Annotated in this window: 23 protein-coding genes and 1 other annotated feature; of the genes, 9 read left to right on the top strand and 14 right to left on the bottom strand. The window is 36.0% G+C overall.

All coding sequences use genetic code 11. The features are described 5' to 3' along the window. The first annotated feature begins 7 nt into the window (after window positions 1-7). The 4 genes from J3U14_RS02295 to J3U14_RS02280 all read left to right on the top strand — a co-directional run bounded on the left by J3U14_RS02295 (window position 8) and on the right by J3U14_RS02280 (window position 3,191). Entirely contained in the window at window positions 8-1,324 is a 1,317-nt protein-coding gene (locus tag J3U14_RS02295; protein ID WP_267350788.1) for a phosphatase PAP2/dual specificity phosphatase family protein, read from the top strand. Next, window positions 1,311-1,796: a hypothetical protein gene (locus J3U14_RS02290; protein ID WP_267350789.1), complete on the top strand. Its 486-nt coding sequence runs from the start codon at window positions 1,311-1,313 to the stop codon at window positions 1,794-1,796. Before J3U14_RS02295 ends, J3U14_RS02290 begins: the two co-directional genes overlap by 14 nt. A 56-nt stretch (window positions 1,797-1,852) precedes the next feature. Beyond that, a complete protein-coding gene (locus J3U14_RS02285) occupies window positions 1,853-2,791 on the top strand; it encodes a phosphatidate cytidylyltransferase (protein WP_267350790.1) in 939 nt (312 codons plus the stop codon). 136 nt (window positions 2,792-2,927) lie between these two features. Continuing rightward, the gene (locus J3U14_RS02280; RefSeq protein ID WP_065558280.1) at window positions 2,928-3,191 is read left to right on the top strand and encodes an HPr family phosphocarrier protein; all 264 of its coding nucleotides are present in this window, start codon (window positions 2,928-2,930) and stop codon (window positions 3,189-3,191) included. Window positions 3,192-3,315: 124 nt separating this feature from the next. Here J3U14_RS02280 and J3U14_RS02275 read toward each other — a convergent pair whose 3' ends face one another. Both J3U14_RS02275 and J3U14_RS02270 read right to left on the bottom strand, forming a co-directional pair. Further along, window positions 3,316-4,677, bottom strand: a complete 1,362-nt coding sequence (locus tag J3U14_RS02275; RefSeq protein WP_267350791.1) for an APC family permease — start codon at window positions 4,675-4,677, stop codon at window positions 3,316-3,318. Window positions 4,678-5,403: 726 nt separating this feature from the next. Beyond that, window positions 5,404-7,089: an amidohydrolase gene (locus J3U14_RS02270; RefSeq protein WP_267350792.1), complete on the bottom strand. Its 1,686-nt coding sequence runs from the start codon at window positions 7,087-7,089 to the stop codon at window positions 5,404-5,406. A 148-nt stretch (window positions 7,090-7,237) separates the two neighbouring features. Between J3U14_RS02270 and matP the strand changes: the two genes are divergently transcribed. From matP to cysB, 3 genes are all read left to right on the top strand, one after another. Next, a complete protein-coding gene (gene matP, locus J3U14_RS02265) occupies window positions 7,238-7,702 on the top strand; it encodes a macrodomain Ter protein MatP (protein WP_220215114.1) in 465 nt (154 codons plus the stop codon). 29 nt (window positions 7,703-7,731) lie between these two features. Beyond that, a complete protein-coding gene (gene topA, locus J3U14_RS02260) occupies window positions 7,732-10,332 on the top strand; it encodes a type I DNA topoisomerase (protein ID WP_267350793.1) in 2,601 nt (866 codons plus the stop codon). Between the two features lie 169 nt (window positions 10,333-10,501). Continuing rightward, window positions 10,502-11,473 carry an HTH-type transcriptional regulator CysB gene (gene cysB / locus J3U14_RS02255; RefSeq protein WP_267350794.1) on the top strand — a complete coding sequence of 324 codons (972 nt, stop codon included), beginning with the start codon at window positions 10,502-10,504 and terminating at the stop codon, window positions 11,471-11,473. An 82-nt stretch (window positions 11,474-11,555) separates the two neighbouring features. On the opposite strand, the gene hisIE is transcribed toward cysB, so the two are convergent. The 9 genes from hisIE to J3U14_RS02210 all read right to left on the bottom strand — a co-directional run bounded on the left by hisIE (window position 11,556) and on the right by J3U14_RS02210 (window position 19,420). Next, the gene (gene hisIE / locus J3U14_RS02250) at window positions 11,556-12,182 is read right to left on the bottom strand and encodes a bifunctional phosphoribosyl-AMP cyclohydrolase/phosphoribosyl-ATP diphosphatase HisIE (RefSeq protein WP_267350795.1); all 627 of its coding nucleotides are present in this window, start codon (window positions 12,180-12,182) and stop codon (window positions 11,556-11,558) included. Further along, on the bottom strand, window positions 12,176-12,952 hold the full coding sequence (gene hisF, locus J3U14_RS02245) for an imidazole glycerol phosphate synthase subunit HisF (RefSeq protein WP_267350796.1): 777 nt from the start codon (window positions 12,950-12,952) through the stop codon (window positions 12,176-12,178). The genes hisIE and hisF overlap by 7 nt, the downstream gene beginning before the upstream one ends. Continuing rightward, window positions 12,934-13,686, bottom strand: a complete 753-nt coding sequence (gene hisA / locus J3U14_RS02240) for a 1-(5-phosphoribosyl)-5-[(5-phosphoribosylamino)methylideneamino]imidazole-4-carboxamide isomerase (RefSeq protein WP_267350797.1) — start codon at window positions 13,684-13,686, stop codon at window positions 12,934-12,936. Before hisA ends, hisF begins: the two co-directional genes overlap by 19 nt. Window positions 13,687-13,688: 2 nt before the next feature. Then, on the bottom strand, window positions 13,689-14,276 hold the full coding sequence (gene hisH, locus J3U14_RS02235) for an imidazole glycerol phosphate synthase subunit HisH (RefSeq protein WP_267350798.1): 588 nt from the start codon (window positions 14,274-14,276) through the stop codon (window positions 13,689-13,691). Then, window positions 14,276-15,343, bottom strand: a complete 1,068-nt coding sequence (hisB, locus tag J3U14_RS02230) for a bifunctional histidinol-phosphatase/imidazoleglycerol-phosphate dehydratase HisB (protein ID WP_267350799.1) — start codon at window positions 15,341-15,343, stop codon at window positions 14,276-14,278. The genes hisH and hisB overlap by 1 nt, the downstream gene beginning before the upstream one ends. Window positions 15,344-15,351: 8 nt before the next feature. Beyond that, window positions 15,352-16,410: a histidinol-phosphate transaminase gene (hisC, locus tag J3U14_RS02225; RefSeq protein WP_267350800.1), complete on the bottom strand. Its 1,059-nt coding sequence runs from the start codon at window positions 16,408-16,410 to the stop codon at window positions 15,352-15,354. Between the two features lie 9 nt (window positions 16,411-16,419). After that, window positions 16,420-17,721, bottom strand: coding sequence for a histidinol dehydrogenase (hisD, locus tag J3U14_RS02220; RefSeq protein ID WP_267350801.1), 1,302 nt, complete (start codon window positions 17,719-17,721; stop codon window positions 16,420-16,422). A gap of 3 nt (window positions 17,722-17,724) precedes the next feature. After that, window positions 17,725-18,624 (bottom strand): ATP phosphoribosyltransferase, encoded by a 900-nt coding sequence (gene hisG, locus J3U14_RS02215; RefSeq protein WP_267350802.1) that lies wholly within the window; start codon window positions 18,622-18,624, stop codon window positions 17,725-17,727. Window positions 18,625-18,662: 38 nt separating this feature from the next. After that, window positions 18,663-18,788: a sequence feature (His leader region), on the bottom strand. 209 nt (window positions 18,789-18,997) lie between these two features. After that, the gene (locus J3U14_RS02210; protein ID WP_267350803.1) at window positions 18,998-19,420 is read right to left on the bottom strand and encodes an Lrp/AsnC family transcriptional regulator; all 423 of its coding nucleotides are present in this window, start codon (window positions 19,418-19,420) and stop codon (window positions 18,998-19,000) included. Between the two features lie 105 nt (window positions 19,421-19,525). On the opposite strand from J3U14_RS02210, the gene J3U14_RS02205 reads away from it, so the two are divergent. Then, window positions 19,526-20,083, top strand: coding sequence for a cysteine hydrolase family protein (locus J3U14_RS02205; RefSeq protein WP_267350804.1), 558 nt, complete (start codon window positions 19,526-19,528; stop codon window positions 20,081-20,083). 179 nt (window positions 20,084-20,262) lie between these two features. On the opposite strand, the gene J3U14_RS02200 is transcribed toward J3U14_RS02205, so the two are convergent. Continuing rightward, window positions 20,263-20,673 carry a DoxX family protein gene (locus J3U14_RS02200; protein WP_220215103.1) on the bottom strand — a complete coding sequence of 137 codons (411 nt, stop codon included), beginning with the start codon at window positions 20,671-20,673 and terminating at the stop codon, window positions 20,263-20,265. 660 nt (window positions 20,674-21,333) lie between these two features. Between J3U14_RS02200 and J3U14_RS02195 the strand changes: the two genes are divergently transcribed. Continuing rightward, window positions 21,334-21,981, top strand: coding sequence for a DUF421 domain-containing protein (locus tag J3U14_RS02195; protein WP_220215102.1), 648 nt, complete (start codon window positions 21,334-21,336; stop codon window positions 21,979-21,981). Window positions 21,982-22,045: 64 nt separating this feature from the next. On the opposite strand, the gene ispE is transcribed toward J3U14_RS02195, so the two are convergent. Together ispE and lolB are read right to left on the bottom strand one after the other, a co-directional pair. After that, entirely contained in the window at window positions 22,046-22,879 is an 834-nt protein-coding gene (gene ispE / locus J3U14_RS02190; RefSeq protein ID WP_267350805.1) for a 4-(cytidine 5'-diphospho)-2-C-methyl-D-erythritol kinase, read from the bottom strand. 12 nt (window positions 22,880-22,891) lie between these two features. Continuing rightward, window positions 22,892-23,509 (bottom strand): lipoprotein insertase outer membrane protein LolB, encoded by a 618-nt coding sequence (gene lolB, locus J3U14_RS02185; protein ID WP_267350806.1) that lies wholly within the window; start codon window positions 23,507-23,509, stop codon window positions 22,892-22,894. Between the last annotated feature and the right edge of the window lie 166 nt (window positions 23,510-23,675).

The following is a 23,675-nucleotide window of genomic DNA, read 5'->3' as shown; positions in this document are numbered from 1 at the left end:
TAATGTTATGATGAAGCAGTGTTTTATTCAATTAAACATTAACAAATGTTTATGGCTTATCGGGTTAACGGTATTCTTCTTTGCTAGTTACAATTTTAGCAATGCATTCACAGCTGAACGTAATGATGTCAGTAGCATTGTTTTTGATTGGGAAACGCTCATACCACTTTGGTCATGGACGATTGTGCCCTATTGGTCGATAGATTTAATGTATGGACTTGCTATATTACTAGCAAAATCGAATCAGTCATTAAAAATACTTTGCTTTAGATTATTAACCGCACAAATTATTTGTGTCTGTTGTTTTCTTCTTTTCCCACTTAAATTCAGTTTTGATCGTCCAGCTATGGACGGATTTTTTGGTTTACTTTTTGATTTTCTTATGGGATTTGATAAACCTTTTAATCAAGCCCCATCATTACATATCACATTACTTATTATTTTATGGCAGTTCTATGCTAATTATTTTCAGACTTTTTTCCGTAATATTTTGCATATTTGGTGTTTGTTAATTGCGCTATCGGTATTAACAACCTGGCAACATCATTTTTTTGATATCCCAACAGGTGTATGGGTAGGTTGTTTGTGTATTTGGTTATGGCCTAATAATGGAATATCGCCATTAAAATTCACGTCTTTATCAAAACAGTACCGTTGGGCTTTTATTTATTATTGTTTAACTCTGTTAACCATGAGTTTGGCCATTTATATGAAGGGTTGGGGACTTTGGTTATTTTGGCTTTCTGGGGCATTTTTGTTGGTCGCGCTTAATTATTTATTGATAGGTGCAAAAGGATATCAAAAACAATCTAATGGGCATTTTTCACTCGTCGTTATTTTATTATATTTGCCTTATTTTATCATTATGTGGATTAATTCACGTTTATGGACGATTAGGCACCATCCAAACAATTTCATTGAGGATAACGTTCATTTAGGTAGAATTCCTTCAACGTACTATCTGAAACACAATCAATTTACATCTATTGTTGATTTATGTGCAGAACTGCCGATAGGTCGATTTAAAGGTAACTATACGCTAATGCCCATTTTGGATATGACACCGCTCACGCAAGCGCAATGTCAAATGACGGCTGAAATCATTGAACAATATCGACTGCAAGGTCGATTGTTAGTTTGCTGTGCATTAGGCTATTCAAGAAGTGCGACAGCAGTTATCGCGTGGTTGTTGTGGACTCATCGAGCCAAGAATGTTGATGATGCGATAGCTAAGGTAAGACTATGTCGGCGTAATATTATTATTTCAACTAGACAACGGTTAATATTAACAGAATGGAGCAGAAATCTACATGCTGAAATCTGAACATAATAGAAAACAGTTTCACACCAATCAAACTCAAATTGTGACATTGTGTAGTTTGCTTTCTTTGAGTAAGCAAATTAATATTTTTTCTGGGTTATTAACAATTTCTGCGTTGGTCATTGGCTTTATTTATCTGGCAATTAATGATTCAAATCTGATAAGTTTAATCTGTTTTTTTGTTTTTATTTTAGGTTTAATAAGTCAATATTATGCACTTAGGACTACTTTCGATATCAAACTTTTTGAATATTTGACGCCATATATCCATGAACCCTCAATAGTGTTGAAAGAGTTAGATCATGCGCTTGTAAAATTAGGTTTAATTAAATCTGATTTTTCTAAATCTCGAACAATGTATGAGCGCGAAAAAGGGACATTACGACTTTTCAAAATTCAAATAGTGACAGTGATGATACAACTTTTACTCTTTATAGGCGGATTTGCCAGTCGTATTATTTATAATTTATTGTAAAATGATTTCAACATTCATTTTTAACGTATTAAAAAATCAGCAGTTTGAGGAAATAGATGTCTAACTATCAATACCATACTTTATTGTTATTTTTGGGCGTTACTCTATTTTTAATCGTTGCTTCGTTAATTGGACTCACGTTAAAACATCGAATTCGATCCCCTAATCGTGTTATTGATAATTTAAATACTCGCATTAATGCATGGTGGGTCATGGTGGCGATTTTAGGTACTGCTTTTTTGATCGGAAAATTAGCCGTCATTTTTTTATTTTTCGTGGTATCGGGTTTAGCATTACGAGAGTTTCTTAATCTGACCAGTATTAGCCGAGATGATTATTACGTTTTAATATTTGCTTTCGGAATAGCGTTGCCAGCGCAATATATTTTAGTCGCTGTTTCATGGTATGGTCTATTTAGCATATTCATTCCAGTATACGGTTTTTTAATTTTATCGATTTTAGCCACAATTACTGGATCCTCATTTAAATTCTTAGACAGAACGGCCGAAGTACAATGGGGATTAGTCATCACCGTATATAATATCTCTTGTGTACCTGCCTTATTGTCACTCCAAATTGATAACTATCACGACCGAAATTTATTACTTATTGCTTTTTTGGTGTTAGTTGTTCAAATGTCAGATGTTTTGCAGTATGTCTTTGGTAAATTATTTGGTAAACATAAAATTAGCCCTAATCTATCACCATCCAAAACAGTGGAAGGATTTATTGGTGGCATAGTTACAGCCAGTTTTATTGGTAGTTGTCTGTTTTGGATTACGCCATTTAGTTTTATTCAAGCTGGTTTAATTTCACTCATGATCACCTTGCTAGGATTTTTTGGCGGATTAGTTATGTCTGCCATAAAGCGTGATAGGGGGGTAAAAGATTGGGGTAACCTAATTGGCGGACATGGTGGTGTACTTGATCGTTTTGATTCAATCTGTTTTGCAGCGCCTGTTTTTTTTCATGTAGTTAGATATTATTGGGCATAAAATAGTATTAAGTTTAAATTAATAAAAAGCTTTGTATAAATTATAAAAATTTATATCTAAAAATGAGCAAAACAGATTATTTTATGATATAAATACTAGGTATTGTATTAACTTAAGATAGAAAGAAGGACTTAGTATGTTAAAAGAGCAAATGGTAGTAAAAAATTCAACCGGTCTTCATGCGCGCCCAGTAACGGCATTAGTCAAATTAGCCGGTCGCTATAAATCATCAATTGAGCTTGTTTATAACGACAAAGCAATTAAACTAAAAAGTATGATGGGGTTGCTTGGAGCAGGTGTAAAAGGTGGTTCAACTGTTGAAATCATCTGTGATGGAGAAGACGAGCAAGCTGCAATGGATGAAATCCGCGAATTATTTGCTACAGGTTTTGGTGAATAATTGATAAATCTTTATCAAAACAGAATGTTATAAACATATATATTCCGTCGACTTAGGTCGACGGAATGGTTTTAAAAGGGCGAGAACTGAATACTTTTAAGTAGAACTATTTAAAAAAATTAAGCTAATCTTTGATGATTGAATTTAATTCGTGTGGATCAATAGATGGCAATAATTTTGTAAAACCCTTAGTTAAATATATCAGATAGAAAAATCCAATAGCGAGCCAAATTAAACCAACTATCATGGCTGTCGCATCTAAACTAGTCCACAACCATAAAGAAAGTAAAACACCAATTGCCGGTAAAAGACCATATTTGATGATTAACGCGAATGTTTTGGTTTGACCTTCACCTAAATAGCTTTTAATTACACATAAATTGACAAAAGTAAATGCGACTAACGCCCCAAAGCTAATCATTGAAACAACCAATGTTAAACTTAACACCAACGATAATAATGAAAAACATGCTACAAATATTATAGATAAATAAGGTGTTCTAAAACGAGGGTGGATACGATAAAAGATCTGCTTTGGTAATACGCCTTCACGACCCATTGCATAGAAGATCCGTGAAACACTGGTTTGTGCAGTCATTGCAGAGGCAAATACACCAGTTAAATAAGCCGCTTGGAAGAAGTTATACATAAACTCTCCACCTAATCGGCTAATATCGCCCACACGACGAACAACTTCCAAACTTGCGGTATCTTTATTTTCTGCAAAATCAGTCCAATTTGGATAAGCTAAATGAGCACAATAAGAAACGACTAAAAAGATACATCCAGCAATAAGAACAGTCCAGATAATTGCTCTTGGTAGCGATTTTTGGGCATCATTCGATTCTTCAGCTAATGTCGCAATAGCATCAAACCCTAAAAAAGCCAAACATAATATTGCTGCACCAGATAGTAATCCGCTAAAATCGTCAGCATTAACTGATAATGGTTTCATCATAGCATCAGGCGTTAAATTAACGTTTGTAAATGTCAAAAAGATAAATAAACCGATAAAAATCATTTGAATGATGATCAAAGTGAAATTAACCGAATTAATTAGTTTAATTCCCAAATAATTGAGTAAACTTACGCCAATTAAAGATCCTAAAACAAATACGGGTGCAGGAATCGCTGGAAACGCTTCGTTTAAATAAATACCTAAAACCAAATAATTTAAAATTGGTAAAAAAAGGTAATCTAAAATTTGAGCCCAACCAACCAAAAAACCGACTTTTCCACCAAAAGTACGTTGTACATACGAATAGGCTGAACCAGCAATTGGTAGCTTATTGGCCATACGGCAATAGCTCAATGCTGTGAAAAAGATCATTGCTAGAGTGATAATATAGGCTATAGGTAGGTGTCCATTACTTGTAACAGTGACTTCCCCATAAGTGGTAAAGATCCCCAAAGGAACCATATAAGCTAAACCAAATGCAATCAATGCAGGTGTGGTTAAAACTCGTTTCATTTTTATTGCGGACATGACTAACTTTGCTCCTCTGTCCCAAAAAACAATAAAAAACTACTAAGTATAGTTTTGCCTTTTTACCCGCTAAAAGCGGCAGGGAATTCTCCCATATTATTATAATTATGCAAGTTAATTTTTATTATATTGACATTAAATTATGCAAATTTTGAATTAGATCATTCAATATGAATTATTTCTGAACAAATCTTAATAAAAATTGATTATTTAAACTCGTAGACGTGACCTATATTTATGTTCAGCGTTCTATTATGGATAAGCATAGAAGGATAAAAAATTGAAAAAGCCAAGGTAATTTGTTCATAAAATCTATTGTATTTTAAATTGGAGAAAAAAGAGATTATTGTGGATTTGATATAAAGTAGTGAAAAAAATATTTTTAGGAAAATTATTGTTTAAAGCTTTTCTAATAACAGTGATATTTTGGATAATGTTTTAAAATGTAAGAAAACTTGAATAAAAAGTAAGTTTGATTTTCCTTATTATAGATATATAACCAAAGCATTTACCATTATTCTTACTTTCAGTACTGATTGCTAATGTATATAGCAATGATTAAAACTAACAAGGAACTAATCATCGCTTCTACGTGGGGAACAGCTTGCTTATCAGCTAACGTACCTATTATTCTTATAAACGATAAAGACGTAATGACTAAACAAAAATAAAGCCAACGGTTAGGTTGGCTCTATTTTTTAAACAATCTATCTAAAGCTATAGTTTTTATGAGTCTTGCTGATAAACTGTTTTACCACCAACAATAGTCGTTAATACTTTCACATTTTGCATATCGGTTGCTGGAATGGTAAATGGATTGCGATCTAAGATGATCAAATCAGCAAATTTACCTTTTTCAATTGAGCCAATATACTCATCTTGTTTTAGCACATAAGCAGCGCCAATGGTTGCGCAGCGTAAGACTTCGGTAGCAGTTAAATTACGGTCACTGTTTAAACGTGGGTGCTGTGCATCAATTTGTCGGGTCATGGCTATTTGAAAATCATACCATTCATTTAATGGATCAATTGGCCAATCGCTACCAAAGGCGCAGTTGACGCCTGCATCGATATATTGCCCGTGGGCTTCTAAACCGTTATAGCGTTTTTCGCCAAATAGTGTTTGGTATTGTTCAACCATGGCGTCGCTACAGCCAGCCCATTGGAATGAAAACACCACACAAGCATTTAATTGCTTATACCTTGCATATTGATGCGCAGCACTAAGTTCATTGTGCGCCGTGCTAGGGCGGATATCGGCATCCGGTAATGCTTGGCGCATTTTTTCGATTGCATCAAGCACCACTTCAATGGCACCTTCACCAACAGTATGCATATGAGGATGAAAACCAGCACGCGAGGACTCTAAAATTAAAGCATTTAGCATCTCAGTTGAATAGTACAAATCACCATAACGATCTTTTTCATCTTCAAGTTGATAAGGTTGTAATAGTCTTGCTGTCATTAATGGTGCTTGCATTACCCCGTCAACAAACAGTTTAGTATGTGAAATTTTAATACCGGGCTTAGGTTGCCAATTTTTATCATCATAACGGTTTGCAAACTGTTTAACTTTTTCGAGTAATGCCGGAATAGCTTCAATGGATGTCACATCATCTGGCGGTAACTCTCGTGCACCAAATAACCGAATGGTAAGTTGATCTTGCTGTTGCAACTTCAAAAAGGCATCGGCTTGCGTTTCAGTTATCCGTGCGTCCATCACGGCTGTTACGCCTTGTTTGTTTAATTCTGCCTGTGCTAATTTAGCAATATGTGCGGCTTGTTCTTCCGTCAATTTTGATATGCTATCAAAAGCTCGCATAGCCGGTGCATCTTCTAAAATGCCATTAAGTTCACCGTCTTGTGTTCTGCCAATTTTTCCATCTGTCGGTTCGGGTGTGTTTCTATCCAAACCAAATTTTTGCAACGCAATACTATTAGCAACTAACGTATGACAATCGTTAGAAAAAAGGATTACCGGTCGCTGAGTATTGAGTTTATCCAGATCGAAGCGTGTAATATCGGTACCAATTGGTAACACTTCTTGCCTTAACCAGCCTCGAACTTGTAGCCATTGTGTGCTATTATTCTGACTGTCTTTATCCAAGTGTTTTTGAATAATTGCTAAAGTATCCTCAACGGTTAAACTTTGATAATTCAAATTACATGAGGTCAATTGCATGCCACCCCAAAAAGTATGAAGGTGTGAGTCGATTATCCCCGGCATCATCGTTTTACCATGAAGATCGTAAATTGCTGTATCATTATCAACATAGTGATGGCTATTTATTTTATCTGTGGAGCCTGTTGCTATTATGTAACCATTTTTGATTGCTATCGCTTCACAAACTGTATCTTTTTTATCTGCTGTATAAATATAGCCATTAATATAAATAACATCAGCTTTAACCATTATTTTTGATTCCTTAAATAAAGAACGATATAAAAGGTGAACGATACCAGATTTATAAAAAATTTGTCAAATGCAATAATTTTCTTTATTGTGTAAAACGATTATGCTACATATAATCTCTATAGTTACAGCGTCACAAGGTGAACAAATGAAATATCAACAACTCGAAAACCTTGAATGTGGTTGGAAGTGGCACTATTTAGTAAAAAAACATCTAGAGGGCGAGCCAATAACTCGTTATATTGAAAAAAGTGCTGCTCAACATGCCGTAAATGAATTATTACTGTTAGAACATAATCCAACAAGCGTTGTTGATTGGATAAAATCGCATTTGAATCCCGATTTAGATAATCGCATGAAGCAGACTATACGGGCAAAACGAAAACGACATTTTAACGCAGAACAACAATATACACGGAAGAAGTCCATCGATTTGGAGTTTTTAGTTTGGCAACGCTTAGCGAATTTAGCTAAACGCCGTGGTTGTACGTTGTCACAAACCATTACGCAACTTATTGAAGATGCTGAGCAAAAAGAACAATATGCGACAAAAGTATCAACAATAAAAGATGATTTACTGTCACTTCTTGATGTGAAGCGTAACAGTAAATAACACAAACTACAGGATAAATAGGTTTAATTATGGGAAAATCCCTTGTTATTGTGGAATCACCAGCTAAAGCAAAAACAATTAATAAATATCTTGGCAAAGAGTATGTTGTAAAATCAAGTGTGGGGCATATTCGAGATTTACCCGTTAGTGGTAGTAGCCAACGCGCTGAGAAAACGACTAAAGATAAAGCCGAGAAGAAAGTAAAACGCTCAGAAAAAGAAGCGTTAGTCAGTCGCATGAGCGTAGATCCTTATCATGGTTGGAAAGCACATTATGAGATTCTACCCGGTAAGGAACGTGTTGTATCAGAACTTAAAAAATTGGCTAAAGATGCCGATATGATTTACCTCGCAACCGACTTGGATAGAGAAGGGGAAGCTATAGCCTGGCATTTAAAAGATGTGATTGGTGGCGATGACAATAAGTACCGTCGTGTAGTATTTAACGAAATTACGAAAACAGCCATTAAAAATGCATTTAATAAACCATCTATGTTAGATATGGATCGGGTAAATGCTCAGCAGGCTCGTCGCTTTATGGATCGGGTTGTGGGCTTTATGCTTTCGCCATTACTTTGGAAAAAAGTGGCTCGAGGTTTATCTGCGGGGCGTGTCCAATCGGTTGCTGTTAGACTTGTCGTTGAACGTGAGCGTGAAATTCATGCCTTTATTCCCGAAGAGTATTGGGATCTGTATGCTGATTTAATGACGCAGAATAAAGCGCAATTAACGTTACAAGTGACACATTATAAAAATGAAGCATTTGAGCCAAAAGATAAAATAGCGATCGATATTGCATTGGCTGAACTTAATAAAAGCCAGTACCATGTTACCAATATTGAAGAAAAACCAACCAAAAGCAATCCGACAGCACCTTTTATTACTTCCACTTTGCAACAAGCAGCAAGTACCCGTTTAGGGTTTGGTGTTAAAAAGACGATGATGTTAGCTCAGCGTCTTTATGAAGCAGGTTACATCACCTATATGCGTACGGATTCAACCAATTTAAGTCAAGATGCATTGACTATGGTGCGTGATTATATTGGTCAGAATTTTGGGGATAAATACCTGCCAAAATCTGCCAATGTTTACAGCAGTAAAAAGAATTCGCAAGAAGCACATGAAGCCATTCGTCCATCTGATGTAACAATACTGGCTGATAAGCTTAGCGATGTTGACGCTGATGCGTGCAAACTCTATCAGCTTATTTGGCGACAGTTTGTTGCTTGTCAAATGACCGCTGCCGAATACAATTCCACCACAATCACCGTAAAAGCGGGAGATTTTATTTTAAAAGCGAAGGGACGTACATTACGCTTTGATGGTTGGACAAAAGTGCAACCTCAATTATCAAAAAATAGTGACGATAAAATTTTACCGACGGTTAATGTTAATGACAAATTGGATTTAATTAGCTTAAATCCGAATCAACACTTTACTAAACCACCTGCACGTTATAATGAAGCGTCATTAGTAAAAGAGCTTGAAAAGCGTGAAATAGGGCGACCATCAACTTATGCAACGATCATTTCAACTATTCAAGATCGGGGCTATGTACGTTTAGATAATCGTCGTTTTTATGCTGAAAAGATTGGTGAAATTGTTACAGATCGCTTAAATGAGAATTTTAATGATCTTATGAGCTATGATTTCACGGCACGCATGGAAGATGCACTGGATGAAATTGCCAATAAAAAACAAGAATGGCGAGAAGTACTCGATCAGTTTTTTAGTGATTTTAGTAAACATCTGGAAATTGCTGAACAAACGCCAGACAAAGGAGGAATGCAATTAAATCCTTTAGTCTTAACGCCAGAAATAACCTGTCCAAATTGTGGACGTGAAATGGGCATTAAAACGGCTGGAACGGGTGTGTTCCTTGCTTGTTCCGGTTATGCATTACCGCCTAAAGAGCGTTGTAAGCAAACAATTAACTTAATCCCTGAACATGAAACCCTAAATATTTTAGAAGAGTCAGAAACAGCCGAAACTGATGCGTTAAGAGCTCGTAAGCGTTGTCCTAAATGTCATACGGCAATGGATAGTTATCTGCTTGATAATGAGCGAAAACTGCATATTTGTGGTAATAATCCAATTTGTGATGGATCGCTTGTTGAAAAAGGTAACTTCAAAGTCAAAAGCTATGAAGGCCCTATTATTGAATGTGAAAAATGTGGATCTGAAATGCATCTCAAATCAGGACGTTTTGGTCTATACATGGGATGTACCAATCCAGATTGTAAAAATACGCGTAAGATCTTAAAAAATGGTGATGTTGCACCACCAAAAGAGGATCCGGTCGATTTGCCTGAACTTAAATGTACTAAGTCAGATGCACACTTTGTACTACGTGATGGTGCATCGGGAATCTTTCTGGCTGCACACAATTTTCCAAAATCAAGGGAAACACGTGCACCATTGATTGAAGAGTTACAGCGTTTTAAAGATCGTTTACCCGAAAAATTTATGTATTTAACTGAAGCACCAAGTAAAGATCCTGATGGTAACCCATCAATTGTGCGTTTTAGTCGTAAAAGCAAACAGCAATATGTCACATCAGAAGTAAATGGCAAATCAACTGGTTGGGTAATGCAATACGTCGACGGCAAATGGATCAATAGTAAAAAATAGGTAAGAACGCCTGAATGATTGTTAATATCATTCAGGTTAAGTATACGTTTTAGTATAAAGTCGTGGGTTCGTTTGTGCTAAAGTGTGAAAGGAATTACCTTATAATTTCCCTCTTTTTTAATACGTATTAATCAAGAGGGAAGTGTATAGAGTTAAAGGAGCCTTTGTCATGAAATTGCAACAATTACGTTATATTGTCGAAGTGGTGAACAACGATCTCAATGTTTCGCTAACGTCCGAAAAACTTTATACATCGCAGCCTGGTATAAGCAAACAGATTAAATTATTAGAGGATGAATTAGGCGTCCAAATTTTTACCCGTGTAGGAAAACATCTTTCAGAAGTGACACCGGTAGGCGAAAAAATCATTGCATTAGCTAAAGAAATCCTCAATAAATCAAAAGATATCAAAATCATTGCTAAAGAGTTCAGTCAGCCAAATCAAGGTTCTTTAACCATCACAACAACCTATACGCAAGCCCGTTACACCTTGCCAGTTGTCATCCAAAAGTTCATGCAACAATATCCGCATATTATTTTGCATATGGAGCAAGGGTCTTCTCAACAATGTCTATTGCAAGCGCAAACCGGTCAAGCTGATTTTGCGATAATTACCGATCTTTCGCAGTTAAGTGATGATATGATCGCTTTACCTTGCTACCATTGGAATCAAGCTGTGATTGTCATGAAGGATCATCCTTTGGCTAAAAGTAATATAATTTCAATTGAAGAGTTATCAAAATATCCTTTAGTCAGCTATGATTTTTCTAATGATGGATCAGATTTAAATCAGGCATTTATTAATGCCAAACAATTACCCAATATTGTATTTAGCACAACCGATGCGGATTTAATTAAAACTTATGTTAAATTGGGTGTAGGGGTTGGCATTGTGGCGAAAATGGCAGTCAATGAAAACATCGATAGCGATTTTGTCGTGCTTAATGCTGGCCATATATTTCCTTATAGTACGACTTATATTGCCTTTGCTCGATCACTCTTTTTACGTAGCTATATGTACGATTTCATCAGTCAATTTTCACCCCATTTAAATAGACAAACGGTTGATAGACTGATTCTTTGTGATAACAATGTTGAAGTACAAGCTATGTTTAATGGTGTGAAATTGCCAATTTGTTAGGTCATTGATGACTGACATTCGGTAAATTATTCCGAATAAATATTGAGTAAAGTGCGAGGTTTTCGCACTTTATTGTATCGTTTTATTTGTGTCTAGCTTTTAGTATACCAATAACATCTTGAAGGGACAGATTTTGATCTTGTAATAAAACTAACAAATGATAGATCAGATCCGCTGACTCATTTTTAAGTTCTTCTCGGTCATGTACGGTGGCAGCCAGCGCGGTTTCAACGCCTTCTTCGCCCACTTTTTGCGCTATACGCTTGGTGCCATCATGATAAAGTTTTGCGGTATACGATGACTGAGGATCGGCATTTTTACGTGCAGCAAGCAACTGTTCTAATTGATATAAAAACCCCCATTCCGTTTTAGCCTTAGCAAAGCAACTGTTGCTACCGGTATGACACGTAGCGCCAATTGGATCAACTAAAATCAGTAGGGTATCGTTATCACAATCGGTTGAAATGCTTTTTACATTTAAAAAATGTCCTGAGGTTTCGCCTTTCGTCCATAGTCGATTTTTAGTTCGTGAATAGAAAGTTACTTTACCAGTAGTTTGGGTTTGTTTAAGGGCTTCTGGCGTCATGTAGCCAAGCATTAACACATCACCTGAAACATAGTGTTGAATAATAACAGGCATTAAGTTATTCACTTTTTGCCAATCAAGCTGACTCGCGTCTAATTGGTTGTCTGAATTGGAAACTAACATAATCGAATCTCTACTCCGTGGTTAGCTAAATACTGTTTAAGTTCTGCAATATTAATAATTTGTTTATGAAATACTGACGCTGCCAAAGCACCATCCACACCAGCATCTTGAAAAGCATCTAAAAAGTGCGCCATTGTGCCTGCACCACCTGAAGCAATTAATGGAACTTGGCAAACTTTGCGTATCGCTTTAAGTTGTTTAAGATCATACCCATGACGAACGCCATCTTGATTCATCATATTGAGTACGATTTCACCGGCGCCTCGTTTCTGCACTTCCTTAACCCAATCTAGGGTATTCCATTTGGTTGCAACGGTACGTTTTTCATCTCCCGTAAATTGATAGACATGGTAGTTGTCAGTTTCTTGGTCGTACCAAGTATCAATCCCAACTACAATACACTGCACACCATAACAATTGGCTAACTCTGTAATTAAATCGGGGTTAGCTAAAGCAGGGGAGTTAATCGATATTTTATCCGCACCAAAGGTTAATATTTGCCCAGCATCTTCGACGGTTTTAATACCGCCAGCTACACAAAAAGGAATATCAATCACTTCTGCAACTTTGGCAACCCAACTTTTATCGACCACACGCCCGTCAGAAGATGCTGTTATGTCATAAAAAACCAGCTCGTCAGCACCTTCTTCAGCATATCTTTTGGCTAGAGGTACAATATCGCCGATGATCTCATGATTGCGAAACTGTACCCCTTTGACCACTTGACCGTCACGAACATCTAAACAAGGGATTATCCTTTTTGCCAGCATGAAATTGCCTCCTGAACTGTAAATTTACCTTCAAGCAATGCTCGACCGACAATCACACCGGCAACACCACTTTCTTGTAGTGCTTGTACGTCTGTTAATTGTCCGATTCCCCCCGATGCTTGAAACGCGATTTGTGGAAATTGTTGACTTATTTCTTGATAAAGTTTGACATTGGAACCACTAAGTGTCCCATCTTTAGATATATCGGTACAAAGCACATGTTTCAAACCATAAGGTAGATAATCGTCAATTACCTGCTCAAGTGTTTGGTTCGAATTCTCTTGCCAACCATGAATAGCGACATATTTGTTACCTTGCTCATCAATTCGTACATCGAGCGCTAACACTAATGCATCTGCACCATAAGTGTTAAACCATTGCTTAACGAGTTGAGGTTGTTTAATGGCTGTTGAACCGATGACTACTCGAGTGGCGCCTGCGGCAAGTAGGGCTTTGATATCCTCTTCTGTACGGATACCACCACCAACTTGAACAGGAACTTGTACACCTGCAATTAAGGTTTGAATCAAGGATATTTGGCGTGCATTGGGATCTTTTGCGCCGGTTAAATCAACAAGATGTAATAGCTTGGCTCCTTGGTTTTGATAGTCTTGTAATCTCAGTAGTGGGTTATTGCCATAATCACGTTTGAGATCATAATCACCTTGATGTAATCGAACAACGGCGCCATCAATTAGATCCAGTGCAGGTATGATAGTAGGATAGGCATTCATGACTACATCTCCAGAAAGTTTTTGAGCAATTTTGCACCGGCTAAGCCAGAACGCTCGGGATGAAATTGAACACCGTAAAAGTTGTCTTTTTGCACGGCAGAGGTAAAGTTTTCGCCGTAATTGGTTTCTGCAATAGTTGCTGAGCATAATGGCATCGCGTATCCATGAACAAAGTAAAAATAAGCACCATCTGGAATATCTCGAAATAGATGATGTCCGGCTTTCGGGTAGACTTTATTCCACCCCATATGAGGCAGTGGTAGTCCACAATCGGGGATTTTAATGACTTTTTCGTTTATTATTCCTAATGTGTCAACATGACCTTCATTACTATATTGAGCCAATAATTGCATGCCTAAACAAATGCCTAAAACAGGTTGGGTACACACTTTAATAAGCTCGACTAAGTTGCGTTCTTTTAATTTCTGCATTGCAGCTGAAGCTGAACCAACACCCGGTAAGAAAAGCTTATCAGAGTTAAGCACGATATCAGGTTCCAGACTGATAATAGGTTGGTATCCTAATCTTTCAATCGCATATTTAACTGAAGAAAGATTAGCGCAACCCGTATCTAAAATCACAATGTTCATTACAACACTCCTTTTGAACTGGGTAATCTGTCACTTTCGATTTTGATCGCTTGTTTTAACGTTCGGGCAAAAGCTTTAAATAGACTTTCCACTTTATGATGATCGTTATCGCCTTCGGTTTCGATATGAAGGGTAATACCCATGGCATAACTTATGGAGTAAAAAAAGTGTTCAACCATTTGTGTACTCATATCGCCCACTTTTTGATGAGAAAATTGCGCATTGAATTTCAAATAAGGACGACCAGATATATCCATTGAACATTTCGCTAAACATTCATCCATAGGAATTACCGACGCATAGCGAGCAATACCTCGTTTATCGCCAAGGGCAATTTTCAATGCTTCGCCTAAAGCAAGTCCTGTGTCTTCAATAGTATGATGATCATCAACATGCAAATCACCTTTAACTTGGATATTAAGCTTAATTCCTCCATGGGTCGCAATTTGGTCAAGCATATGATCAAAAAAACCAATGCCAGTATTGATTTGGCTTCCACCTTGTCGGTCTAACCAAACTTCAACCAGTATGTTAGTTTCTTTGGTGTGTCGTTCGACTTTTGCATAACGATCGGCTGTGGTTAATCGTTGCGCAATCTCGCTCCAATTTAAATGTGTTGGGTGATAATGGAGTCCATTAATTCCCATATTTTCAGCGAGTTGCATGTCTGTGACCCTGTCACCTATAACATAACTATTGGTTTTGTCTAATTTACCGCTAGACAAATAAGGTAGCACTAATTGAATTTTGGGTTTTCGACATTGGCAATTATCTTCAGGAAAATGCGGACAGATAAGTACTTCTTCAAAGTTCACGCCTTGTGATTGAAAGATTTGCATCATTAGATTATGTGGACCATCAAAATCAGCTTGTGGGTAACGACTGGTTCCTAGTCCATCTTGATTGGTCACCATGACCAATTTAAAGCCTGCGGCTTGTAGTTTGAGTAACGCCGGTATGACATTAGGCTCAAAAGCAAGCTTTTCAAAACGATCAACTTGGAAATCAATAGGCGGTTCAGTAATTAAGGTACCATCCCGATCGATAAATAAATATTTTTGTAACATGATGACTCCTATTCTATCGTTTTAAGTGCTGTTATAACCGCATCACATTCAATTTGAGTTCCAATGGAAATGCGTATAATGTTTTTTTGACCCATTGATTTACTTTGATCGCGTAAAATAATTCCTTGATTCCAAAGGTTATTAAAGACATCTTTATCATCTTGAAATTTAACACACAAATAGTTAGACCAGCTTGGGTAAACTTTTTCAACCAGGGATAATTGGGTGAGTTGATCGGCAAATTTTTGTTTTTGGTCATTAAGGTATTGAACATTTAACTTCATCGTATTGATACCGTCTTTACTCAGTGCTTGTGCGGCAATATCTGCTACAGGTGTGGCTAATGGATAAGGGGCAATCACTTTTTGTAGAGTATCAATGACGGATTTGTTCGCAATCGTAAATCCACAGCGTAACCCTGCTAATGCAAATGCTTTAGATAAAGTCCGTAAAATCACTAAGTGTGGATAATTAGTTAGCCAGCTGACTACCGATGATTGTGGTGAAAATTCAATATAAGCTTCATCAATAACAACTAAAGCACGGTCTTGGGCCATATTAAGCAGGGATTTAATATCTTCAGCGTTGATTAAATTACCAGTGGGGTTATTCGGTGAACAGACATAAATTAACTTAACATTCTCAAGATTTTGTTCAATACCGTTAAGATCGAGTTGCCAATCTTTTGTTGTCGGAACGATCTTAGTTTTTATACCCAATGTTTCTGCACTAACTTGGTACATACCATATGTCGGCGGACAATATAAAATACTATCTTGTTCAGGCTCGCAAAATGCTCGCATCAAAAGTTCAATTGCTTCATCTGCTCCTCGACTGACAAGTAATTGATCGGGTTGTACACCGGCATATTGTGCATAGCCCCTAATTACTTGCTGTGGTTGCGGTTCCGGATAACGATTTAATGTTTGCTGTGTTAACTCAAAATGTGGCGCAACAGGGTATTCATTTGCATTAAGCCAAACATCACCTTGACCGCCAATACGTCTGGCGGATTGGTAGGGTGTCAATTTTTGTACATTTTTTCTCACTAATTGATTAATATCCATTGGCTATACCTACCTTTGATTAGTTTGATTTAATACTGCTAAACGCAATGTAACTGCTTGTTTGTGTGCTGTGAGGTGTTCTGCTTGCGCCATTAGTTCTACTGCGTTACCAATGGCTTTTAACCCATCAGGTGTTAACTTTTGAACTGTCATCCGTTTTTGAAAGTCAGCTAATCCTAAACTTGAGTAGGTAGCAGTGTAACCATAAGTCGGTAATACATGGTTAGTACCCGACGCATAATCGCCAGCTGATTCAGGCGACCAATCACCAAGAAAAATAGAGCCAGCACTGGTTATCTGCTCGACAAGTTCATCGGCATTTTGGGTTTGAATGATTAAATGTTCTGGCCCATAACGGTTACTGATTGCAACGCATTGTTCTAAATCTTGAGTGACAATAAGTCGACTTTCTTGTAACGCTTTCTCGGCAATAGCTTGCCGTGATAATTGTGCAAGCTGCTTATCGACTTCTAATGATACTGCTTGAGCCAGTTTTTCATCAGGAGTAAGAAGTACAACTTGTGAATCCGGACCATGTTCAGCTTGTGATAACAAATCAGCAGCAATAAATGCAGGATTAGCTGAACTATCTGCAATAACGAGCACTTCGGATGGCCCCGCAGGCATATCAATTGCAGCACCATCAAGGCGTTGGCTAACCTGACGTTTTGCTTCTGTTACATAAGCATTACCGGGGCCAAAAATTTTGTCTACTTTAGGCACAGACTCTGTACCAAATGCCATGGCAGCAATAGCTTGGGCACCACCTAGTTGATAAATTTCGGTAACGCCACACAGCTCAGCGGCATATAAGATCTCATCCGCTATTGGTGGGGGGGAACAAAGTATCACTTTGCGACAACCTGCAATATTAGCAGGTATGGCAAGCATCAATACGGTAGATAACAACGGCGCAGATCCCCCTGGAATATAGAGCCCAACTGAATTGATTGGTCGGGTTACAAGTTGACATGTAATGCCGGGCATTGTTTCAACAGTTACTGTCTGTTTAACCTGCGCTTGATGAAATTTTTTAATATTGCCAACAGCTAATTGCATAGCTTGTTTTAAATCAGGATTAACCCGATCGATTGCCATTTTAATTTCACTGTTGCTTAATTTAATCTGATTAATTTGAACTTTATCAAACTTGTTACTTAAGGCTTTTAACGCTTCGTCACCATATTGCTTAACTTGATCTAAAATATCTGCAACAGATTGACTAATTGAGTCTGATGCAGTCATAGCTGGACGAGTCAATAAAGCGGTTTGTTCTTGTTCTGAACATTGTTGCCAATAAGAGAGTTTCATACTTTACTCCATCATTTTTTCAATTGGTAATACAAGAATTGAGCTTGCACCTAATGCTTTTAGCTTTTCCATGGTTTCCCAAAATAGCGATTCACTACTAACCATATGTAACGCGACTCGATTTTGTTCGCCAGTTAGCGGTAATATTGTTGGATTTTCAGCACCCGGTAACAAGGCAACCACTTGATCTAATACCTGTGTTGGGGCATGCAACATAATATATTTGGATTCGCGAGCTTGGATTACCCCTTGAATACGTGTCATGACTTTATCAATCAGCGCTTGCTTAATTGCTGGCATTTCGCCTTGTCGTTGAATTAAACATGCTTTGGATTGATAGATAATTTCGATTTCTTGTAAACCATTTGCCTCAAGGGTGGCGCCACTTGAAACTAAATCACAAATAACATCAGCTAATCCTGCTCGAGGGGCAACTTCCACCGACCCGTTTAACAAACAAGTTTTAAATGTCACATTGTATTCAGCAAGATAACGACGAAGTAGGTGAGGATAAGTGGTGGCAATACGCAGATTATTTAAACATTCAGGGCCGGTATAATCGAAATCGCGCGGGGCAGCAATGGATAACCGACAACCACCAAAATCTAAACGACGTAATTTTTTGTACTGAGGATTTTGCCCTTCCGCTTGTCTATCAAGTACTTCTTCTTCTAAAACATTTTCACCCACGATACCAATATCGACCACACCGTCGATAACCAGACCGGGAATATCGTCGTCACGAACACGTAAAATATCGATTGGCATATTCTCAGCAAATGCGATTAAGCGTTGTTCTTGAAGATTAATTTTAATGCCACACTGTGCCAGCAATTTTTTTGATTCATCACTTAAACGACCAGATTTTTGCATCGCAATGCGTAAACGCGAATTATCCAACATATTATTCTCCAACTTATCCAAAAAATTTATAAACCACAAACAAAAAACCCTCGGAAGTTTGATCTTCCGAGGGTTTTCTATTTGCTTTCGCGATATCACCGGAAGACCAAATGTCTTCCAGCACCAATCGCCCGAAGACTATTCAGGAATGATGGTGATGATGATGTTTAGTAATAAAAGCGCAAAAACAATTCATAAAATAAAAACCATTAAGTTGATTTATTAATCTAATTTCTGAACAAAATATAACATAAAAAGTCTGCTCGCAACTGTTTTTTTGTTTTTTTATTAAATTTTTGTAAATTTAAATTCTGTTTCAACAACGTATAAATTGTTTCTATCACAAAGCGATATCATCTTAATTTTTCGAAATTTATAGAGTATATTTTTCAGCCTGATTATTGGGTGATAATTTTTTCAATTGATGACTAACTTTATAACGACAATAATGTTCTATCTTTTCCAAAAAAAGGGTTAGTTCAAATTTATCAAAGCAACTTTTTATAAAATAGCACCCGTCGCCGGTGATTTTGTAAAATTCGATAATTTGATTGTAAGATTTAACGGTATTTTCAAATGAATTGAATTGGTTAGAACTCATATAAATGGTAATAAACTGTAAATAATCGGTTTTTTTATCAATAGTAAATCTTTCAATAATGCCACAAGTTTGCATTGTTAAAACTCGTTGACCTACGGCCTGACCAGTCAAAAAAACTTTTTCACCAATTTCTTTCCATGATTGACGGCTATCTTTGGTCAATTCATCTAGTATTGCACGATCTTTTTTGTCCATTTTTTCACTTTGAAAGTTGCCAGTAATGAATGCTTTCATCTTGCTATGTTAATGATAAGAGGATTATCGCATAATTCGTCATCTATATGTACTAAGGAGTAAAAAATGAAACAAGCGTTGATCATCATCGATGTACAAAATGATTATTTTCCGGAAGGAAAATTTCCTTTAATCAATACGGAAAGTGCATTAACCAACACGTTGCACCTACAACATGATTTTAGAATAAAAAAATTACCTATCTTTTATATTCAGCATTTTAAACAAGGTAGTAATGCTGATTTTTTTGTTAAAGATAGTGTTGGTGCTGAACTTCACCCTAAATTATTACCAATTAGTGAAGAGAATGAATTGATTATACAAAAATCTTATCCCAATAGTTTTTATCAGACTGATTTACACCAAAAATTACAACAATACTCAGTCAAACAACTGGTCATTTGTGGCATGATGAGCCATATGTGTGTGGATTCAACTACTCGATGTGCCAATGAACTTGGTTATCAACCGATATTAATTCATGATGCATGTACAAACCGTGATCTTGAATTTAATGATGAAATCATCCCCGCTAAAAAAGTCCATTATAGCTTTATGTCAGCATTGGCAGGATTTGCAAACGTTATCAATTGTCATGAGTTCATACAAAAAAAGATAGATTAAATTTTGAAAAAACAGAATGATTTGATTGAATGTCAAAGGCGCTGGAAAAACTCTCTATTATTTAATACTGCCAACGAAATAAGTTTATTTTATTGATTATATTTCAGGAAGATATCGTTTATGTTTATGATATCTTCCTAATCAATTATTGCATCAATAAAAACGATTTATTCAAACGACTATTCAATAAGTTCAGAATATTTTTGACCTAAAACGCTATAACGACCATTGCCTAATAGTGCAAGACTAAAAGCGGTAATGACCATAAAAGCAGGGTATTCCCAACCACCACCGGTATTACTGAATGTCCATCCATTATTAAAATGGATAACGGTGATAATGAGTAATTCAATAATGGCTAAAATAGCAATGACACGAGTTAATATACCAACTAACAGTAATGCACCGCCACCAATTTCAAAGACAATGGCGATATAACCAACAAAATCGGGAAATCCAAGTGATTCAAAATATTGTGCTGTACCAGAGGGTGTAAAGACGAGTAACTTAGTGAAACCATGAACCAAAAACATAACACCTAAAGCAATACGTAAAAATAGAGCAGCCAGATCAGTTTGATTTTGTCTCATTTTTATTTTTCCTATATTAAGTTAGAAAATAACTTCAATTGATAATCGTAAAAAATTATAAACAATGCTATTACTTGGTTAAAAATAGGATAATACAACATAGATTGTCTCATAAACGGTAATAGTTAGTAAAGTTATACCTGTTCGATTTATAAAACATTATCTGAATGAAAAGATGAATTTGTTTTTTTCTGGCAAGCTTTACATTTATCAAATCGTTTTTATTAAATCATCAATCAAATAGGTAAAAAATGTGATTATTTTAATTGCTAGTCAAAATACGATTTTTTAAATCAATGCGTTAATATTATTGATTACTAAAGTTATATTCGTGATGGTGTATTTCATCCTTAATTGTTATAAAACAATGAGCGGAATATTGTCATCGATTTAAACGTATATGGTGAAAACTTTATTCCCTGCGTTGCGTTATCATCGCAATAATACATTAAACTGTTAAATTGATAATGTAATGGTAAAAAGCGCAGTTTTATCTGAAAAGTTTGTGATACAATGCCTTAACTATACTTAATGATTCATTTCTAACGTTAAATAATTAATACTCTCTTTTCTAACTTTAAATATTTAATACGATTCCAGTCCTTTTAAAGATTACTATTTTATGCATATCGTTCAATAAATTATTGGAGTAATACTAAAATGAATTACTATGATTTTTTAGTCATTGCCTTAAAATTATTGGTTGTCTTTATTTGCATTATTTTGTTTTTAAAAATTACCGGAAAAACATCGTTGTCTCAAATGTCGAGTATCGATTTTATTGGTAACATGATTTTGGGGGGTATTGCAGGCGGTATTATCTATAACCCTAAATTAACCGTTTATGATTTTTTAATTGTATTACTCATGTGGACGGCAATAATGTACACCTCGAATTATCTGAAAAAAAATAGCCAAAATGCCAAAGCCTTTATTGTTGGTAATCCGATCGTATTAATGGATAAAGGCAAAATAAAATTGGATGCTTTCACATCAGTAAATCTGGATATATCAAGCTTTGCCGTACTATTGCGGATGAAAAATGTCTTTAATATCAATTCTGTTGAAAAAGCGATTTTGGAGCCTAATGGACAATTAACGGTCGTTAAAAAAGGGGATAAAGATATTTCTGCTATCGTCTTAGAAAATGAAAAACCAAGAAATGATGTTTTAGAGGATTTGGGTAAAAGTGAGGCATGGTTAAAATCGAGATTATCTCGGCAGGGGTATAAAACTTATCAAGGTTTGTACTGTGTTGAATATTATAATCGACGCTTATATGTGATTCCTAGTGATTCTGTGGATTAAATGATTCAGATCAATAATTTAACCATTTCGTTAAGGGTTAATAACCGTGAATCAAAATCTTGATTTAATTGCTATAAAGCGGAGAATTGTTTAACGATTTAGTCACAAAACTTTTTACATCAAAGTCTATCAACGTATCTTGTAGCTTTTCGGCTTCTGCCTTTGATTGACATTGCGTAAAAACACAAGCGCCCGTACCAGTTAATCGTGTTGGAGCAAATTGCGAAAGATGAGTAATGATTGCGTTTACTTTTGGATAACGCTTGCGCACCACCACTTCACAATCGTTACTAAATTGATCTAAGGATAGCAATTCATCAACGCTTCGAACAGGTGTATCTCGCTTAAGATCAGGATCGTTAAACACCTTGACTGTTGAGATTGCAGTATTAGGGTAGGTGACCAAATACCAATATTCCGGAAATTCAACCGATTGCAACTGATCGCCAATTCCTTGTGCTAATGCTGTGTGACCATAGATAAAAATTGGTACATCGGCACCGATATTACGACCAATCTCGATCAATGTTTGGCGTGATAAATTAAGATTCCATAATTGATTAAGTGCAACTAACGTCGTTGCGGCATTCGATGATGCGCCACCCAGCCCACCACCCATAGGAATTATTTTATCAATCGCAATATCAATCCCTAACTCATGTCGGCCAGTATAAGATTTTAATCGTTGGGCTGCGAGAGTAATTAAATTTTTATCTGAAGGGATATCACTAAATTGAGTGACTAAATTAATCTTATCATCCTCACGAAGATTGAAAGATAATCTGTCACTCATATCGATAAATTGAAATAGTGTTTGTAAATTATGATAATTATCAGGACGACGCCCAGTAATATATAAAAATAAATTTAATTTAGCGGGTGAAAGCCATTGATACATGAAAAATCCTTATTACCGTAAAATCCAATTATCAATTTTTAAGCGTACTCGTTCATTATCATGATTAAGTTCGATCATTGCGGGTAAATCTACCGATTTATTATTAAAAGTTTTCGTCATGTAATTCGATATTCTTAATAGCCACTTTTTGTCTTGTTGCAAAAATTCGGTTAATGCTAAACGCCCCGAATTATCGATTTTATCGTTGATACTGTCGTTAGAAAATCCCTTAAGCCAATTATGTAATGAATTTAAAGGCACATCGATCCTGGCGATTTTATTCATCAAACTTTCAACATTATAATCAGTATAATGCTTGCCATTTTTGTCGATCACTTCAGCATAATTTGGTTCTGCAATTAGTGTTAAAATGTTGGTTCCAACAGGTGTAGTAAGTTTGATTTCATAACGATCTATCGATTTTTGAACAATAAAAAAACGTCCATAACTTCGAGAGTTTTCACTAAAATGAGCAATACTTCCATTAACTTGAAATGCATTTATTTGCTTAAGATCTTGTTGGTGAAGTTGCCATTGTTCTTCAATGGTTGCTGTGTCTTTATGTTTGGTAACTTGACAGGCTGTAAGTAACAAAGGCAGTAAGATCAAAGCGTATTTAAATTTAAACATAATTGCCTCTTCAATGTTAATCAATAATAGGTAAAACATTATAACTGATTATTAAAAGAATAAAAAAGGTAATGAGAAATTAACGTTTTCAAATTTTCATGTATAATAACCTGTTATAAAGGTGCTATAAATCGTCATATCTTACAAACAATTATATAAGAAAATT

This window comes from Gilliamella sp. B3801, from assembly GCF_026536645.1.
Lineage (GTDB): Bacteria > Pseudomonadota > Gammaproteobacteria > Enterobacterales > Orbaceae > Gilliamella > Gilliamella apicola_I.
Note: the sequence above shows the minus strand (reverse complement) of the source record. Positions and strands in the feature narration are given on the sequence as shown.